Origin of the sequence: Mesorhizobium sp. M7A.F.Ca.MR.176.00.0.0, from assembly GCF_004023165.1 — a bacterium.
Classification (GTDB): Bacteria; Pseudomonadota; Alphaproteobacteria; order Rhizobiales; family Rhizobiaceae; genus Mesorhizobium.
The window spans coordinates 49,139-65,450 of the sequence record NZ_RZTC01000025.1; the positions used below are offsets into that span (position 1 = coordinate 49,139).

Below are 16,312 nucleotides of genomic sequence, written 5' to 3' on the forward strand. Positions count from 1 at the left end.
TAGGTTCCGCCGAAATTCCGGCCAGGGTGCTGGAACTACCATCCAAGCAAAGGTATCGAATGCCGAAGGAAGAAGTCCTCGAGTTTCCGGGTGTCGTGACGGAATTGTTGCCGAACGCGATGTTCCGGGTAAAGCTCGAAAACGAACACGAAATCATCGCCCATACGGCCGGCCGCATGCGCAAGAACCGCATCCGCGTGCTGACCGGCGACAAGGTTCTGGTCGAGATGACGCCATACGACCTGACCAAGGGCCGCATCACCTATCGTTTCAAGTAAGCAAAGCCCGACTGGTCCGCGATGAGCATTTTGCAGAAGCTGGTGCTTGCCTCGGGTTCGCCGCGCCGGATCGAGCTTTTGCAGCAGGCCGGCATCGAGCCGGACCGCGTGCTGCCGGCCGATGTCGACGAAACGCCGCTGCGTGCCGAGCATCCGCGCTCGCTGGCCAAACGGCTGTCGAGGGAAAAGGCCGAGAAGGCGTTCGCCTCGCTGCAGACCGAAGCCGACTACGCGCCGGGTTTCGTGCTGGCCGCCGACACGGTGGTTGCCGTCGGGCGGCGCATCCTGCCCAAGGCGGAAACCCTCGACGACGCTGCCAACTGCCTCGGGCTGTTGTCGGGCCGTTCGCACCGGGTCTATTCCGGCATCTGCCTGATCACCCCGGGTGGCAAGCTGCGCCAACGGCTGGTCGAGACGCGGGTGCGTTTCAAGCGGCTGCCGCGCGAAGAGATTGACGCCTATGTCGCCTCGGGCGAATGGCGCGGCAAAGCGGGTGGTTACGCGGTCCAGGGCCTCGCCGGCGCCTTCGTCGTCAAGCTGGTCGGCTCCTACACCAACGTCGTTGGCCTGCCGCTCTATGAGACCGTCGCGCTGTTGAGCGGCGAAGGCTTCAAGGTGCATGGCGGCTGGCTGGCGGGACCCCGGCTGTGAATTCCGATCCCAAAGTCACGCCCTTGCGCCCGAAGCGCCCCTGCCCCGAATGCGGCAAGCCCTCGGCGCGCGACACCTTTCCGTTCTGCTCGACACGCTGCAAGGACATCGACCTCAACCGCTGGCTGAAGGGCGCTTACGTCATCAAGGCTCGCGACGACGAGGAAGAAACGGACCCCGACGATTCGAAATGAGCCGGGCGCCGCCGATCAGGCGGCGGCCTCGCTCTTGCGGTTCGTCCGCGCCCAGGCCGGCAGCCAGTCACCGTGGGCGGCCAGGAGATCATCGACCAGGGACCAGATCTGGTCGAGATCGAGTTCGGCCGCGGTATGCGGGTCCATCATCGCCGCGTGGTAGATGTGCTCGCGGTTTTCCGTCATCAGCGCCCGCACCGTCAGTTCCTGCACGTTGATGTTGGTGCGCATCAGCGCGGTCAATTGCGGCGGCAGCTCGCCGATATAGGTCGGCTGGATGCCTGAGGCATCTACCAGGCACGGCACTTCGGCGGCGCAATCGCGGGGCAGCGAGGTGATGCAGCCATTGTTGCGGACATTGCCGTAGATCACTGACGGCTCGCCGGTCCAGACCGAATTCATGATCGACGAGGCATATTCCTTGGACTGCTCGACTTCGATGCGATCGGCCGAGCGATAGGCCTCAGCCTGTCCCTTCCAGCGCTCGATCTGTTCGATGCAGCGCTTGGGATACTCATCCAGCGGGATGCCGTACTTCTCGATCAGGTCGGGGCGCCCTTCCTTGATGAAATAGGGCGTGTATTCGGCGAAATGTTCCGAGCTCTCGGTGACGAAATAGCCGAGCCGGGTCAGCATCTCGTAGCGCACCTTGTTGGGGCAGCGCGGGTTCCAGCCGGGCTTGGGCGCGCGGCCTTCGCGATAGGCGCGCACGAGATCTGGGTAGAGGTTGCGGTAGGAACCGTCCGGCTGGCGATGCTCGAACTTCAGGTAGAACGCCATGTGGTTGATGCCGGCCGAGCGATAGCGGATGTCTTCGTAGGGAATGTCGAGGTCTTCAGCCAGTTCCATGGCCGTGCCTTGCACCGAATGGCAGAGGCCGACCTGCCTGATGTCGGGATATTTCTCCGATATCGCCCAGGTGTTGATCGCCATCGGGTTGACATATTGCAGCATGATCGCCTGCGGGCAGACGGCGAGCATATCTTCACACACCTTCCACAGATGCGGCACGGTCCGGAGGCCCCGCATGATGCCGCCCACCCCCAGCGTGTCGGCGATCGTCTGGCGCAGGCGGTATTTCTTCGGCACCTCGAAGTCGGTGACCGTGCAGGGCTCATAGCCGCCGATCTGGAAGGCGACGACGACGAAATCGGCGTCGGCCAGCGCCTTGCGCTGGTCCGAATGGGTCTCGGTCTTCGCCTTGACGCCGAGCGTCGCGATCAGCTTGTTGACGACGATGGCGCTCTCTTCCAGCCGCTGCGGATTGATGTCCATCAGCGCGATCGTCGCGCCCGAAAGCGACGGGCGCTGCAGCACGTCGCCGACAATGTTCTTCATGAACACCGTCGAGCCGGCGCCGATGAACGTGATCTTGGGATTCCTTGCCATGCTAACCTCCGGCATATGTTCAGGCCACGTCGAAAGCGGCCCTGACGAGCCGTTCGGTGTAGGCGGTCTTGGGATTGGACAGGACGTCGTCGACGGGGCCCTGCTCGACGATCTTGCCGTTCTGCATGACGATCACGCGATGGCACAGGGCGCGCACCACCTTGAGGTCGTGCGAGATGAAGAGGTAGCTGAGGCCGCGCTCGTCCTGCAGCTTGCGCAGGAGGTCGATGATCTGCGCCTGGACGGAGAGGTCGAGCGCCGATGTCGGCTCGTCGAGCAGGATGAATTCGGGTTCGAGCGCGATGGCGCGGGCGATGGCGATGCGCTGCCGCTGGCCGCCGGAGAATTCATGCGGAAACCGCGACAGTATATCGCCCGGCATGCCGGCGCTGACCAGCGCGTCGCGCACCCGTTCGACCCGCTCGCGCCGCGTCGCCCCTATGCTGTTGACAATCAGCCCTTCCTCGATGATCTGGCCGATCGTCATGCGCGGGTTGAGCGAGGAAAACGGATCCTGGAAGACGATCTGCATGCGCGAGCGCAGCGGCCGCATCTCGGCACGCGACAGGCCATGGATCGGCTTGCCGTCGAAATGGATCTCGCCGCGCTTGGCGTCGATCAAGCGGAGCAAGGCCTGGCCGAAGGTGGTCTTGCCGGAGCCGGATTCGCCGACCAGCCCCAGCGTCTCATGGCGACAGAGTTTCAGGCCGAGATCGTCGACGGCGACCAGTTCTCGCCAGTCCGGCTTCAGGAAGGTGCCGTGGCGCAGCATGAATGAGACGTGCACGCCGCTCGCCTCGAGGATGGTGCCGCAGCCCTCCGGAAGGGGTTTCGGCTGCCCATGCGGCTCTGAAGCCAGCAGCCGTCTCGTATAGGGGTGCTGTGGGTTGGCGAACAGCCGTTCGGTGACGTTGTGCTCGCACATTTCGCCATGCTGCATGACATAGACGTAGTCGGAGAACTGGCGCACCACGGTCAGGTCGTGGGTGATCAGGATCACCGCCATACGCAGCTCTTTCTGCAGGCTGCGGATCAGGTTCAGGATCTGCGCCTGGACGGTGACATCGAGCGCTGTGGTCGGCTCATCGGCGATCAGCACATCGGGATTGTTGGCCAGCGCCATGGCGATCATCACCCGCTGACGTTGCCCGCCCGATAGCTGGTGCGGGTATTGCTTGAGCCGCGCGGCGGGATCGGGAATCTGCACATGCTGCAGAAGTTCCAGTGCGCGCGCCCAGGCCTGCTTGCGGCTGACTTTGCGATGCACCCGGATCGCCTCGACGATCTGGCTGCCGACCGCATAGATCGGGTTGAGCGAGCTCATCGGCTCCTGGAAGATCATCGAGATGCGGTTGCCGCGCAGCTTGCGCCGGGCGCTCTCGGGAAATTTCAGGATGTTTTGCCCGTCATAGCAGACGCTCGATCCGGGGGACACGGTGGCGCGCCGCGACAGAAGGCCCATGACGGTGCGCGCCGTCACCGACTTGCCCGAACCGGATTCGCCGACGATGGCGATCGTCTCGCCGCGATAGAGCTGAAACGAGATGTCCTTGACCGCGTCGACGACGCCATGCTCGACCTTGAAGGCCACGGCGACGTTGCGAGCATCGATGATCGGCTGGCCCTGGCGTCCGTCATGGTCGTGACGGACGGTTGGTGCGAAGGATTCGGCGAGCGCGACGGTCATCTCAGCACCTCAATAAGGGTCGACGGCGTCACGCAGGCCGTCGCCCAGCGCGTTGAAGGCAAAGACGGTGACGAGCACGAAACCGACCGGCGACAGGATCCACGGATAGGTGCCGATGACGGAATAGGTCGCGGTGTCCTGCAGCATCAGGCCCCACGAGATCAGCGGCGGCTTGACGGCGAAGCCGAGGAAACCGAGGAAGGATTCGAGCAGCACCACGGTCGGGATCGCCAGCGTCACGGCGACGATCACGTGGCTCATCACATTGGGGAAGATGTGCTGCATGATGATGCGCCGGTCGGTGGCGCCGACCGCCATAGCGGCGCGCACATACTCGATCCGCGCCAGCGCCAGCGTCTTGCCGCGCACCTCGCGCGACATCTGCGCCCAGCCCAAGGCCGACATGACGATGATGACGAAAGCCAGGAAGACGTTGGTGGGAGCGGTGACCGGGATCAGCGTCGTCAGCGCCAGATAGAGCGGCAGCTGCGGGAAGGCGAGCACCAGTTCGACGAAGCGCTGCATCCAGACATCGAACCTGCCGCCAAAATAGCCGGAGACCATGCCGACGGTGGTGCCGATGACGGTGATGATGAAGACGACCGTCAGCGCGATCATCAGCGAGACGCGCGAGCCGTGGATGGCGCGCGACAGCACGTCACGGCCGAACTTGTCGGTGCCCAGGAAATGCACCGGCTGGCCGTCCAGCGAGCCGAACAGATGCCGGTCCGCCGGCAGCAGCCCGAACAGCTTGTAGGGCGCGCCATGCACGAAGAAACCAAGCAGCCTTGGATGGTCGTAGTCGGGACCGACGACGGGCTGGAAAGTGACCGGATCGAGGTCCGCCGAATCGGCCAGCGCATAGACCCTCGGCCGTGCGGTGAAACCGCCGTCTCTGTCATGGAAAACAGGCACCTGCGGCGGAGCGAAGCCGACATCCGTGACCTTCGGGTCCATTGGCGCGATGAACTCGGCGAACACGGCCATCAACAGCAGCAGCACGACGAGCCAGAGCCCGGCCATGCCGGTCCAGGAGCGCTTCAGCCGGCGCCAGACAAGCGCGATATAGCTTTCGTTGCCGCGCGCCGGTTTGGCGACGATGGGACCTTCGGCCGGCAGCGGTGGAGGGGATGGATCGCGCGCCAGCATCTCAGCGCTCCCCGAACTGGCGCACGCGCGGATCGAGCAGGACGAGCAGCATGTCGGCGATGATGTTGCCGACGATCAGCGTCGCCGACAGCACCATCATGAAGGTGGCGGTGACATAGACGTCGCCGACAGCCATGGAGCCGACGATCGCCGGGCCGACCGTCGGCAGCGCGAAGATGATCGCGGTCTCGATCTCGCCGGTCAGCATATAGGGCAGCACCACACCCTGATACATGATGAGCGGATGCAGCGCGTTGGGCACGGCGTGGCGCATGACGACGGCGGCACCCGTCAGCCCCTTGGCCCTGGCCGTCTCGACATATTGCGCGTTCAGCGTATCGAGCAGATTGCCGCGCATGACGCGCATATTGTAGGCGAGGCCGCCGAAAGTCGCGATCGCCACCACCGGCCAGACATGCTTGACCAGGTCGACGAATTTGGCCCACGACCACGGCGCGCCACCATATTGCGGCGAGAAGAATGAGCCGATCTCCGACACGTTGAACTGGAACACCAGGAGATAGACGATGATCAGCGCCATCAGGAAGCGCGGCACCGTCATGCCGAGAAAAGAGATGGCCGACAGTGTCGAGTCGATCCAGGTGTATTGCCTTGTCGCCGCCCATATGCCGAATGTGATGCCCAGCACCGAGGCCAGCAGATGGCAGACCAGCGCCAGGAGGAGCGTGCGCGGCAGGCGCTCTCCGACCACGTCGGCGACCGGTTTGTTGTAGTACAGGCTGTAGCCGAAATCGCCGCGGGTGACGATGCCACCGATCCAGTTGAGATACTGGAGAGGCAGCGGCTTATCGAGACCATGCTCGATGCGATAGGCCTTTGCCTGCGCGTCGGCCTCGGCGAAGGAGGCTCCACCCTGGTTGATCGCCTGCGAGCGGATGTAGTCGGCATAATCGCCCGGCGGCGCCTGGATGATGGCAAAGGTGGCCAGGCTCAAAATGGCGAGGACCGGGATTGCCGACGCTATGCGCGTGAGCAGGAATCGCAGCATGGACGGTTCGTTTCCTTGTCTCGCCGATCGCGCCCTTGGTTGCGTCCGGAGGTTGGTTTGTCCGGACGCGCCAGCGGCGCGGCCGGAGGTCTCTCGGTCAGGGAGGTAAACCTAATTCATCGGCCCCTTCTCTCCGGGTTTGCCGGGCAACTCCTCGGGGAACAATTCGTATTTCGCCTGCTTGTCGGCCGCGACAAAGACCCGTTCGCGGATGATCGAATCCTCGGCCCAGTTGAACATGAAGATCGGCGTGCCCTGCGGAATGTTCGAGAAGCGCTTGTTGACGATCAGCGCGCCGGGATATTCCGTCAGGCCGACATTGTAGACGTGCTCCGTCGAGATCTTCTGGAATTGTTTCATCAGGCTGGCACGCTGGTCGTTGTCCTGCGTCGAGACGAACTTGTTGACGATATCGACGAGATCCTTTTCGAACGGCATCACATCGACCTCGCCGTTCTCCGGCGCCCGATGGTCCCAGCTGGTGCGCGGGCCGACCGGGGCAAGCTGCACGGTGTTCTGCACCACCGACGTCAGTTCCTGTTCGTTGCGCCGGACCAGCCAATCGAAGCGGCCCGAATATTGGGAAGCGTCGCGCTGGGTGCCGTTGAGGCCATTGAGCACGACCCGAAGCCCGAGCTTTTCCATCTGGGCGACGACGCCTTCGGCAAGGCTCTTGTCGGTCGTGTAGTCGTTGTTGACCAGCATCACGATCTCGACATTCTTGCCGCCGGCGGTACCGGAAGGGAAATTCACGAAGCCGTCGCCATCCGTATCCTTGAGGCCGGCCTTGGCGAGTTCCGCCTTGGCGCCCTCGAGGTCGAAGGGGTAGTAGACCGTCGAAGCGCGGTCGTAGAAGCTGGTTCCTGACGACAGGCCGCCGGGATAGATGGCGGTGAACGGCCCCTTGACCAGCGAGTCACCGAGCGCCTTGCGGTCGAGCGCCATGGTGACGGCCTTGCGGAAATCCTCGTTGCGGTTCAGCTCGCGGATCGCCTGGCCGCGTTCGTCCGGATTGCCCCAGCCATTCGCGGAAAAATTAAATCGCAGATTGTAGCCGATGAGCCGCGGGCCGAAAGCAAGACGGGCCGGTGCGTTCGCCTCTGCCGCACGCTTCAGCGAGGCGACGAAGTTTTCCGGCTGCTCCAGATTGGAAAAATCGGCCGCGCCGGCCACCGCCTGGACGTCGCGATCGGCCCAGGTCGACAGCTTGTAGTGCAGTTCGTTGAGATAGGGCAGCTGGTTACCCTTCTCGTCGACCTTCCAGTAATAGGGATTGCGGCGCATGACGATGATGTCGTCCGGCCGGTATTCGACCGGGACCCAGCCACCCATCACCGGCATGTTCATGAATTCCGGCGGGAAGGCATTCTTGAACTGATCGTAGGTGTTCTTCGAGTATTTCGGATGCTGCGGCTTCAGGATGTGCGCGGGGCCAGGACAGAAAGTGCCGTAGGCCATGGCGTACAGGTACTGCTTCGGGAAGGCATCCTTGAAGGTCCATTCGACGGTGTAGTCGTCGATCTTCTTCAGCGTCGTGCCGACGCCGAAGCTTTCCGGCGTGGCGCCGTTCAGCGGCGAGACGTTGGGATCGACCACCTCGTCGTCCCAGTAGAACATGACGTCGTCGGCATTGAACGGCACGCCGTCCGACCACTTCGCTCCTTCGATGAGGTGCATGGTCAGCTTGTGGCCATCGCTCGACCAATCCCAGCTCCTGGCCAGGTTCGGCAGCGGCTCGGTGTCCTTGGCCTCGACCTGGAACAGCGGGGCGGTGCGCGTCAGGCATTCGGAGAGGCCGATGTCGATGCCGCCCCAGCCTTGCGTCTGACCGGCGCCGTAGTTCCAGCCTTCCGGCCGCCCGCCGATGACGTGGCGCATCGTATCGCCATAGACGCCGATGCCGTCCTGCATGTTGCCCTTCTTGAAGACCAGCGGCTCCTTCGGCAGCCTGTCCTTCACCGGCGGCAGCTTGCCGGTCTTGACGTATTTCTCGGTGACCCAGTCGGGCTCGTGATATTCGGGGAGCGCCTTGAACTCCAGGATCGAGTCTCGCGCGACATAGTTGATCTTGCCTTCGGCGGGAAACGGTGTCGGCGCCGGCGGAACCGTCGGTTCGGAAGCGTAAGCACCGAGTGCCGAGACCGAGACGCTCAGCGTCAGTCCGGCAGCAAGGCCGATATTGCGGAAATTCCTCACGGTCTCTCTCCCTCTTGTTTGTCCGGAGCGTTTGCACCCGCTCCGCCTCTCCTCGAATTCAAACGGCTTCGTGGCAGTGGATCCGCCTCCCATGGATCCACCATCACCGCATGAATTTCCAGCCGGCCCGTCTCAGCCGGCCCGTCTCAGCCGGCTCGTCTCAGCCGGCTTGCTTCAGCGCGGCTTTTTCGGCGCGTAATTCCTCGATCGAGCGAACGCTGCGCCGTGCGGCGCCCGCCCACTCGCGGGTCTTCACCTGGGATGTCGACAGCCGCTCCCTGGCCGCCGGAACCGCATGGGCATATTGCGGCAGCCAGGCCGCCTGGGCGACGACCATTTCGTCGACCATCTGCCAGACTTCCTCCGGCGTCGAAACCGCGCCGACCAGCGGGTCATGCAGCACGGCGAGCTTCAGAAGATCGATGTCGCCTGATATCGCGGCATGCACCGACATGCGCTGGACGTTGATCGAAGCGATGCAGGTGGCGGCGCAGGCCTCCGGCAACGTGATGCCGGCGGCCATGTTGATGCCAAAACGGTCGACGAAGCCGGGCGACTCGATGATGGCATCCTGTGGCAGGTTGGTGATCACGCCATTGTTCTTGACGTTGAAGTGGCCGCGATAGACCCGGTTGGTCTCCAGCGCCTCCAATATGTGGCTGGCATGCTCGTTGGAGCGCTTCGCCTGGTCGATCGGCTTTGATGCCGCTTCGAGGAACTGCGGATATTCCGTTTCGAACCAGTTGCGGGTTTCGGTGGAGTAGCGGAGATAGCCGCCTGTCTCGCCGTGAATCCAGTCGGACATATCGATCCAGCGCGTGATCTCGTCGGGACGTTTGCGGTACCAGGGCAGATATTCGGAAAGATGGCCGTTGCTCTCGGTCGAGTAGACGCCGAAGCGCTTCAGAACGTCGATGCGCAGTTTCTCCTGCCTGGAATAGACGGGATGCGCCTCGAAGGCAGCCACCAGTTCGTCCTTGCCGATGGGGCGGCCGTTCAGGCGCAGGTCGATGAACCAGGTCTGGTGGTTGATGCCGGAACAGACATAATCGAGCTCCTGCGTGGACTTGGCGCCCAGCACCTCGGCGATCTGCTCGGCGCCGTGCTGGACGCCGTGGCAGAGCCCGACAGTGTCGACCTTGCCGTATTCGATCGCCGCCCAGGTGTTCATCGCCATCGGGTTGGCGTAGTTCAGGAATTTGACGTTCGTCTCGGCGACCTCGCGGATGTCCTTGCAGAAATCCAGGATCACCGGGATGTTGCGTTGGCCATAGAGAATGCCGCCGGCGCAGATCGTATCGCCGACGCATTGGTCGATGCCGTATTTCAGGGGAATGCGGATATCGTCGGCATAGGCTTCGAGACCGCCGACCCGCACGCAACTGATGACGTAGCGTGCGCCTTCGAGCGCCTTGCGGCGGTCGGCCGTCGCCGTCACCCTGGTCGGCAACCTGTTTGCCTCGACGATCCTGTCGAGGATCGCCTTGATCATCTGAAGGTTGTGCTCGCTTACATCGGTGAGCGCGAATTCGATGTCCTTGAATTCGGGCACGCAGAGGATGTCGGTGAACAATTTCTTGGTGAAGCCGACGCTGCCGGCACCGATGATAGCGATTTTGAAACTCACCAGCCGCACCTCATTCCATTTCGAATTGCAGGCAAGGAATGACAATGGGAAGCTGTTGCCACATGCCGTGGCATGTGTGCAGGACAAGCCGGAAACCGGCTCGCCAACCTCCCTGTCCGCTCCTCGACTGCGGATCTCTCTCGCTTTTCGACGGCGATTATGCGCTTATTCGCGAGCGCGACCAGAGAAGGATTATGCTTTCAAGGGTAATTTTGTGCTGCAGGATTTGATAAACAACGGACAGTCCATGCGCACGATCTCGCTGCCGCGCGGCCGCCAGCGCCTGCACGCCATGCCGACGAGCACGGGCTATGAAGTGCGCGAGGACGAGATCTACGACTGGGATGGGCGCAGGCGCGGCCAGACGCCGTTCACCGTGCTCCAACACACGATCAGCGGAACCGGCCGGCTGCGCTACGAGAACCGCAATTACCGCCTGCAGAAGAACGACACATTGCTGGTGCTGGTGCCGCACAACCACCGCTACTGGCTGGCCGAGGATGAGCGCTGGGAATATTTCTGGATTTCGATGAACGGCGAGGAGGCGCTGCGCATCCACAAGTCGATCCTCAGCGTCTCGGGTCCGGTATTTCGGCTGCAGCCGGCGACGATCGATCATCTTGCCGATTGCAGCCTGCGCCTGATCAAAGGGGCCGCTTCGCCGGGTGCTGCTTCGGCGGTCGCCTATGAGGCTGCGATGGCGCTCTATGACGATGTCTTCGGCTCCCATGCCTTTGCCGAAAAACAGAGCGCCATGCAGCCGGTCATCGATCACATCAACGCCAATCTCGACGGGCCGCTGCCGGTGGCGGACCTGGTCCAGATCAGCGGCCTCAGCCGGGCCCATTTCTCACGCTGTTTTGCTGAAAGCGAAGGCTTGCCGCCTGCCGAGTTCGTGCTGCAGCAGCGTCTGCAACGCGCGGCGAAGCTGCTGACCAAGGCGGATTTTCTGCCGGTGAAGGAGGTCGCCATCCTGTGCGGCTTCGAGGACGCGAACTATTTTTCAAAAGTCTTCCGCCGCTGCTACGGCATCACGCCGAGCCAATTCCGCACCACCGGCATGTATGCCAATTTGCGGACACCGGCCAGGCGTGGCGTCAGGGCGCCTGATGACGAGACCTGACGCCGCGACGGTTAAAAAGGCAGCCAGCTAGGCAGCGCGCCGACTGCCGCCATCCAGCCATTCGAGATCGGCTTGCGACAGCGTGATGTCGAGAGCGCGCAGGCTGTCGTCCAGCTCATCCAGCGTGCGTGGCCCGATCAGCGGGATGGATGGGAAGGGCTGAGCGAGCACATAGGCCAGCGCAATATGAATCGGGCTCTTGCCCAGTCTCGCGGCAAGTTCGACCGCCCGGTCGCGGCGGCCGAAATTCCGCTCGGAGTACCAGACCCGCACCAGTTCCTCATTGTCTTGCTTGTCCCGACCTGCGCGATCGGTGAAGAAGCCGCGCCCCTGACTCGACCAGGCGAAATTCGGCATCTGCCTGGATGTCAGCCAGGCCTTCCATGGATCCGTGGAGGACGTGACGCAGCCTGCCCAGATCGGCTCCAGCATTTCAGCCAGCGAGAAATTGTTGGACAGCGCGCCGGGCTTTTGCTTGCCGGTACGCTCGGCATAGGCAATTGCCTCATCCATGCGTTCCATCGTCCAATTCGAGCCGCCGAACGGGCCGCGGATGCGGCCGGCCTTGACCTCACGATCCATCGCATCGACGAATTCGCCGACCGGCACATCGGGATTGTCGCGGTGCATGAAGTAGACATCGACGTGGTCGGTCTGCAGGCGTTCGAGCGACTGGTCGAGCTGCTTGCCGATCACATCGGGATAGCACAGCGGCGAGTGCGCGCCCTTGGCGATGACCACCGATTGCGCGCGCACGCCACGGTTTTTCAACCACTCGCCAAGCAGCTTCTCGGTATAGCCCCCGCCATAGACATAGCCGGTGTCGAAGAGATTGCCGCCGGCCTCGAAAAAGGCATCGAGCAGGATCGAGCCTGAGGAAAAGGTACGGAAATCCTCGAAGCCGAGCGCCACCACCGATGCCGACTTCGACAGGCCGGGAATGGTGCGCTTGGCGATCGCCGTGCCGCCGGACCGCAAAGGCCGGCCGGAGATGGTGTTGGTGCGCTGCGCGGCTTTCTCGATCCCGTATTCCAGGCCGGCTGCCGCCCGCCATTTGTCCAGCACGCGCAAGGTGCCGAGGCTTTCCGCCCATGCCATGCCCGGCCAGGCGAATTCTTGGCCGCCGGCTCGGATCGCCTCACCGGCTGCGTCGACCTCGAAGGAATAGACATGGCGCTTCTCGTCGACGCTGATGGTCTGGCGCGCGCCGGTGGATGCGATGATGTCGATCCGGCCGAGGCCGACGTCGCGGTTGCCGCCGGCGAACCAGAAGTCCGGCACTTCGATACGGCCCTTTGTGCCCAGGACGCGCAGCACATTGTCCTGGTTGAGCGAAATGCTGCAGGAGACTTCGGCGACAATGCCGCCTGGGAAATGCAGCAGCGCGGACGCCCATTCGTCGACGCCGGACTGGCCCAGATGGGCGGTGCCGACCACCTTGTCCGGCTCGCTGAATGGCTTTCCGACGGCCGCACCGGCAATCAGCCGAACCATCGAGACGGGATAGCCGCCAACGTCGAGAATGCCGCCGCCGGCGAGATCGTTGGCATAGAGCCGGTGCTGCGGCATGAAGCCCGGCATGGCGAAGCCGAAGCTCGATTTGATCATCCTGATGTCGCCGATGATACCTGACCTGATCAGTTCGACCAGCTTCTTGGTCTGCGGGTGCAGCCGGTACATGAAGGCTTCGCCGAGGAATGTGCCGGCCTTGCGTGCGGCGTGCATCATGGCATCGGCTTCGAAGGCGGTCAGCGCAAGCGGCTTTTCGCACAGCACATGCTTTCCGGCCTCGGCCGCCTTGATCGCCCATTGCGCATGACCGGGATGCGGTATCGAAATGTAGATGGCATCGATGTCGGGATCGGCGAGCAGCGCGTCGTAGCCGTCGAGAATGCGGGCGCCGGGAAAACTCTCGGCGAGGCCGGGCTTGGCGGGATTTCGCGCGCCGATGGCGACCAGCTTTCCGGTGCGCGAAGCGGCCACGCCACCGGCAAAGGACTGGGCGATGCTGCCCGGGCCGAGGATGCCCCAGCGAATGGGCGTGGTTGCAGTCATTGTCATTCTCCTTGAAGGCTGGAAAGGGCCGGCGGTCAGCGCAGCCGCAGTCCTTTTTCGTCGAACAGGTAGGATTTGCGGATGGAAACGGTGATCTCTGATGTGTCGGGAACCTTCGTCGCGTCGCGCTGGATCACCACGTCGTCACCGTTGGCCGTTCTGGCGTAGAGGAAACTTGCGCCGCCCAGGTGCTCGACCACGTCGATGGCAACCACGAGGTCGGCGTCGCCCTCTCCGGCATTGCCGAAATGTTCGGGCCGCACGCCGACAATGACCTTGCTGCCGATTTTTGGGCTGCCCATTTCAGGTGCAGCGCCGGTCAGCGGTTGCGTGATGCAGGTCTTCTCCTGACCCGCCAGCTCGACCACGACACCACGCGCATCGTGCCCGACGACCCGGCCTTTGATGAAGTTCATCTTCGGCGAGCCGACAAAGCCCGCGACGAACTGATTGTCGGGGTTGTCGTAGAGATCGAGCGGGCGGCCGATCTGCTCGATATGGCCGGCGCGCATCACGACGATCCTGTCGGCGAGCGTCATCGCCTCGGTCTGGTCGTGCGTGACATAGACCATTGTCGTGCCGAGCTCCTTGTGCAGCCGGGCGATCTCGACGCGCATCTGGACGCGCAATTCGGCGTCGAGGTTGGAGAGCGGCTCGTCGAACAGGAACACCTGCGGTTCGCGCACGATGGCGCGGCCGATGGCGACGCGCTGGCGCTGTCCGCCGGAGAGTTTTTTCGGGCGCCTGTCCATCAATTCGCTGATGCGCAGGATCTCGGCCGCCCGCTTCACCCGCCGTTCGGTGTCGGCCTTTGGATTGCCGGTCATGCGCAAGCCGAAAGAGAGGTTCTGTTCGACGCTCATATGCGGATAGAGTGCGTAGGACTGGAACACCATGGCGATGCCACGGTCGGCCGGCTCGACATCGTTGACCACCTTGCCGCCGATGGCGATCTCGCCGCCGCTGATGTCCTCGAGCCCGGCGATCATCCTGAGCAGCGTCGATTTTCCGCAGCCGGAGGGCCCGACGAAGACGACGAACTCGCCGTCCTTGATGTCGATGCTGGCGCCATGGACGACCTCGAAGACACCGAAGCGCTTGACGACATTGTTGAGCGTGACCGTTGCCATGCTGCCCCTTACTTGACCGCGCCGGCGGCGATGCCGGCGATGAAATGGCGCTGCAGCAGCACGAAGACGACGAGCATCGGCACCGTCAGCATCACCGCGCCCGCCATGATGCCGCCCCATGACACCTTGGTGAGGCCGATCAGCGTGCCGAGCGCCACCGGCGCCGTCATCGAACCGGGTTGGCTGTTGATCAAAAGCGGCCACAGATAATTGTTCCAGGAGGCGAGGAACAGGATGATGGCGAGTGCGGCCAGCATCGGCCGCGCCAAAGGCAGCGCGACGAAGAGGAAGATGCGCCATTCCTTGACGCCTTCGACGCGCGCAGCATCGAAGAGGTCGTCCGGCATCATTGAAAAACTCTGCCGCATGAACAGCACGCCGAGCGAATTGAACAGCGGCGGCACGATCAGCGCCACCCAGGTGTTGGCGAGCTTGAAGTCGCGCGCCACCATGATGAATTGCGGGATCAGCACGACCGCATAAGGCAGCGTTATGGTGCCGAGGATGATGGCGACAACCACGCCCTTACCGAAGAACTGGTAGCGGGCCAGCGCCCAGCCGGCCATCGACGTCAGCAGCACCGACAGGATTGTGTAGGTCACCGCCACCGAGACCGAAATGCCGATGGCGCCGACGAAGTTCGTGTCACGCTGCAGATTGTTGAAATTGTCGATGAAATTGCCGTGCGGCAAAAGCTCGATGCCGGGGCTGAAGATGCCGTTGTCCGGCATGGTCGAGAACACCACCATCATCCACAGCGGAAACAGCCAGATCAGCGCCAGCGGCGTCAGGAACAGATGCAGAGCGATGCTGCGTCCCAGTCTGGCGGAGGAGCGCGAACTCATTTCGGTTCCCTCGTCAGCCACAGCTGCGCCAGCGTGATGGCGATCGCCAGCCCGGCCATGGTGTAGGCGACGGCCGACGCATAGCCGAAATTGAGCGACCGAAAACCCTGGCGATAGAGCAGCAGGCCAAGCGTCTCCGTACCGCCGCCAGGTCCGCCGCGTTCGGTGATCAGGAACGGCTCGGTGAACAGCTGCATGGTGCCGATGATCGACAGCACGAGGCAGAATACGATGACCGGCTTCAAGAGCGGCAGGGTGATGTAGAAGAACTGCTTGAGCTTGCTGACGCGGTCGAGCGTCGCCGCCTCGTAGACATCTTCGGGAATGGACTGCATGCCGGCGAGCAGAATGATGGCGTTGTAGCCGGCCCAGCGCCAGGTCACCGCGATCATGATCAGCGCCATCGCCGGCGTGACGTTGGAAAACCAGTCGATCTTGGGCAGGCCGACGCTGTTCAAAAGCTTGTTGATGATGCCGAAATCGAGGTTGAACATCAGCCGGAACACCGCCGAATAGGCGACCTCGCCGACCACCACCGGGGCGAAGAAGGCAAAGCGGTAGAGGCCGCGCGCCTTCAAGAGCGGCGAGTTCAACAGCACCGCCATGACAAGCGCCAGCGAGATCATCACCGGCACCTGGATGACAAGGATGAGCAGCGTGTTCTTCAGGGCGTTGAAGAAGGCCGGATCGCCGATCAACCGGCCCCAGTTGAAGCTCGGCGCGAACCGCCACGGCACGGTACGCGTCGCCTGGAAGGAGATCATGAAGGAGCTGATGATCGGCCACACCCAGAAGATCGCGAAGATCAGCAGATAGGGCGTGAGGAAGCGATAGGCCGTGGCGTTGCGATTGCGCATTTTTGCCTCCTTCCCTTTTGCTTTCCGCCCGTTCGGGTGGCGTGTCGGTATTCAATCTTCGAGGTCTGCGCCGCCCCTCACCTGCCTGCCGGCATCCTCTCCCCGTATAGTGACGGGGAGAG

General features: G+C 63.0%; 14 protein-coding genes. 4 read left to right on the top strand and 10 right to left on the bottom strand.

Annotated features, from left to right (window positions below):
• Positions 1 to 59: 59 nt before the first annotated feature.
• Genes infA through yacG form a run of 3 tightly spaced genes read left to right on the top strand, consistent with a single transcriptional unit; the run spans position 60 to position 1,123 of the window.
• Positions 60 to 278 carry a translation initiation factor IF-1 gene (gene infA / locus EOB59_RS11195; protein ID WP_006200926.1) on the top strand — a complete coding sequence of 73 codons (219 nt, stop codon included), beginning with the start codon at positions 60 to 62 and terminating at the stop codon, positions 276 to 278.
• Between the two features lie 21 nt (positions 279 to 299).
• Complete coding sequence (locus EOB59_RS11200; protein ID WP_127269084.1) at positions 300 to 929, top strand: Maf-like protein; 630 nt, start codon at positions 300 to 302, stop codon at positions 927 to 929.
• Positions 926 to 1,123, top strand: coding sequence for a DNA gyrase inhibitor YacG (gene yacG / locus EOB59_RS11205; RefSeq protein WP_127269085.1), 198 nt, complete (start codon positions 926 to 928; stop codon positions 1,121 to 1,123). Before EOB59_RS11200 ends, yacG begins: the two co-directional genes overlap by 4 nt.
• A gap of 15 nt (positions 1,124 to 1,138) precedes the next feature.
• On the opposite strand, the gene EOB59_RS11210 is transcribed toward yacG, so the two are convergent.
• From EOB59_RS11210 to EOB59_RS11235, 6 genes are all read right to left on the bottom strand, one after another.
• Positions 1,139 to 2,512: an alpha-glucosidase/alpha-galactosidase gene (locus EOB59_RS11210; RefSeq protein ID WP_127396015.1), complete on the bottom strand. Its 1,374-nt coding sequence runs from the start codon at positions 2,510 to 2,512 to the stop codon at positions 1,139 to 1,141.
• A gap of 19 nt (positions 2,513 to 2,531) precedes the next feature.
• A complete protein-coding gene (locus EOB59_RS11215) occupies positions 2,532 to 4,199 on the bottom strand; it encodes an ABC transporter ATP-binding protein (RefSeq protein WP_128288374.1) in 1,668 nt (555 codons plus the stop codon).
• 9 nt (positions 4,200 to 4,208) lie between these two features.
• Positions 4,209 to 5,348: an ABC transporter permease gene (locus tag EOB59_RS11220; protein WP_127319546.1), complete on the bottom strand. Its 1,140-nt coding sequence runs from the start codon at positions 5,346 to 5,348 to the stop codon at positions 4,209 to 4,211.
• A 1-nt stretch (position 5,349) separates the two neighbouring features.
• Positions 5,350 to 6,357 carry an ABC transporter permease gene (locus EOB59_RS11225; RefSeq protein WP_127807904.1) on the bottom strand — a complete coding sequence of 336 codons (1,008 nt, stop codon included), beginning with the start codon at positions 6,355 to 6,357 and terminating at the stop codon, positions 5,350 to 5,352.
• A gap of 111 nt (positions 6,358 to 6,468) precedes the next feature.
• Positions 6,469 to 8,553 (bottom strand): ABC transporter substrate-binding protein, encoded by a 2,085-nt coding sequence (locus tag EOB59_RS11230; RefSeq protein ID WP_127807905.1) that lies wholly within the window; start codon positions 8,551 to 8,553, stop codon positions 6,469 to 6,471.
• Between the two features lie 160 nt (positions 8,554 to 8,713).
• Entirely contained in the window at positions 8,714 to 10,180 is a 1,467-nt protein-coding gene (locus EOB59_RS11235; RefSeq protein ID WP_128288375.1) for an alpha-glucosidase/alpha-galactosidase, read from the bottom strand.
• 247 nt (positions 10,181 to 10,427) lie between these two features.
• Between EOB59_RS11235 and EOB59_RS11240 the strand changes: the two genes are divergently transcribed.
• Complete coding sequence (locus tag EOB59_RS11240; protein ID WP_128288376.1) at positions 10,428 to 11,303, top strand: AraC family transcriptional regulator; 876 nt, start codon at positions 10,428 to 10,430, stop codon at positions 11,301 to 11,303.
• Between the two features lie 27 nt (positions 11,304 to 11,330).
• Here EOB59_RS11240 and EOB59_RS11245 read toward each other — a convergent pair whose 3' ends face one another.
• From EOB59_RS11245 to EOB59_RS11260, 4 genes are read right to left on the bottom strand one after another with little or no spacing between them, the layout of a single operon-like run.
• Positions 11,331 to 13,358 (bottom strand): aldo/keto reductase, encoded by a 2,028-nt coding sequence (locus tag EOB59_RS11245; RefSeq protein ID WP_128288377.1) that lies wholly within the window; start codon positions 13,356 to 13,358, stop codon positions 11,331 to 11,333.
• Positions 13,359 to 13,393: 35 nt separating this feature from the next.
• Positions 13,394 to 14,488: a sn-glycerol-3-phosphate ABC transporter ATP-binding protein UgpC gene (gene ugpC / locus EOB59_RS11250; protein WP_128288378.1), complete on the bottom strand. Its 1,095-nt coding sequence runs from the start codon at positions 14,486 to 14,488 to the stop codon at positions 13,394 to 13,396.
• 8 nt (positions 14,489 to 14,496) lie between these two features.
• Positions 14,497 to 15,333 (bottom strand): carbohydrate ABC transporter permease, encoded by an 837-nt coding sequence (locus EOB59_RS11255; protein WP_127256867.1) that lies wholly within the window; start codon positions 15,331 to 15,333, stop codon positions 14,497 to 14,499.
• Positions 15,330 to 16,190 (bottom strand): sugar ABC transporter permease, encoded by an 861-nt coding sequence (locus EOB59_RS11260; protein WP_013530184.1) that lies wholly within the window; start codon positions 16,188 to 16,190, stop codon positions 15,330 to 15,332. Before EOB59_RS11260 ends, EOB59_RS11255 begins: the two co-directional genes overlap by 4 nt.
• Between the last annotated feature and the right edge of the window lie 122 nt (positions 16,191 to 16,312).

What these genes read in the sequence shown, in the direction of transcription:
- infA (WP_006200926.1), top strand. Translation starts at nt 60, where the DNA reads ATGCCGAAGGAAGAAGTCCTCGAGTTTCCGGGTGTCGTGACGGAATTG.
- EOB59_RS11200 (WP_127269084.1), top strand. Translation starts at nt 300, where the DNA reads ATGAGCATTTTGCAGAAGCTGGTGCTTGCCTCGGGTTCGCCGCGCCGG.
- EOB59_RS11210 (WP_127396015.1), bottom strand. Translation starts at nt 2,512, where the DNA reads ATGGCAAGGAATCCCAAGATCACGTTCATCGGCGCCGGCTCGACGGTG.
- EOB59_RS11215 (WP_128288374.1), bottom strand. Translation starts at nt 4,199, where the DNA reads ATGACCGTCGCGCTCGCCGAATCCTTCGCACCAACCGTCCGTCACGAC.
- EOB59_RS11220 (WP_127319546.1), bottom strand. Translation starts at nt 5,348, where the DNA reads ATGCTGGCGCGCGATCCATCCCCTCCACCGCTGCCGGCCGAAGGTCCC.
- EOB59_RS11225 (WP_127807904.1), bottom strand. Translation starts at nt 6,357, where the DNA reads ATGCTGCGATTCCTGCTCACGCGCATAGCGTCGGCAATCCCGGTCCTC.
- EOB59_RS11240 (WP_128288376.1), top strand. Translation starts at nt 10,428, where the DNA reads ATGCGCACGATCTCGCTGCCGCGCGGCCGCCAGCGCCTGCACGCCATG.
- EOB59_RS11245 (WP_128288377.1), bottom strand. Translation starts at nt 13,358, where the DNA reads ATGACTGCAACCACGCCCATTCGCTGGGGCATCCTCGGCCCGGGCAGC.
- ugpC (WP_128288378.1), bottom strand. Translation starts at nt 14,488, where the DNA reads ATGGCAACGGTCACGCTCAACAATGTCGTCAAGCGCTTCGGTGTCTTC.
- EOB59_RS11255 (WP_127256867.1), bottom strand. Translation starts at nt 15,333, where the DNA reads ATGAGTTCGCGCTCCTCCGCCAGACTGGGACGCAGCATCGCTCTGCAT.
- EOB59_RS11260 (WP_013530184.1), bottom strand. Translation starts at nt 16,190, where the DNA reads ATGCGCAATCGCAACGCCACGGCCTATCGCTTCCTCACGCCCTATCTG.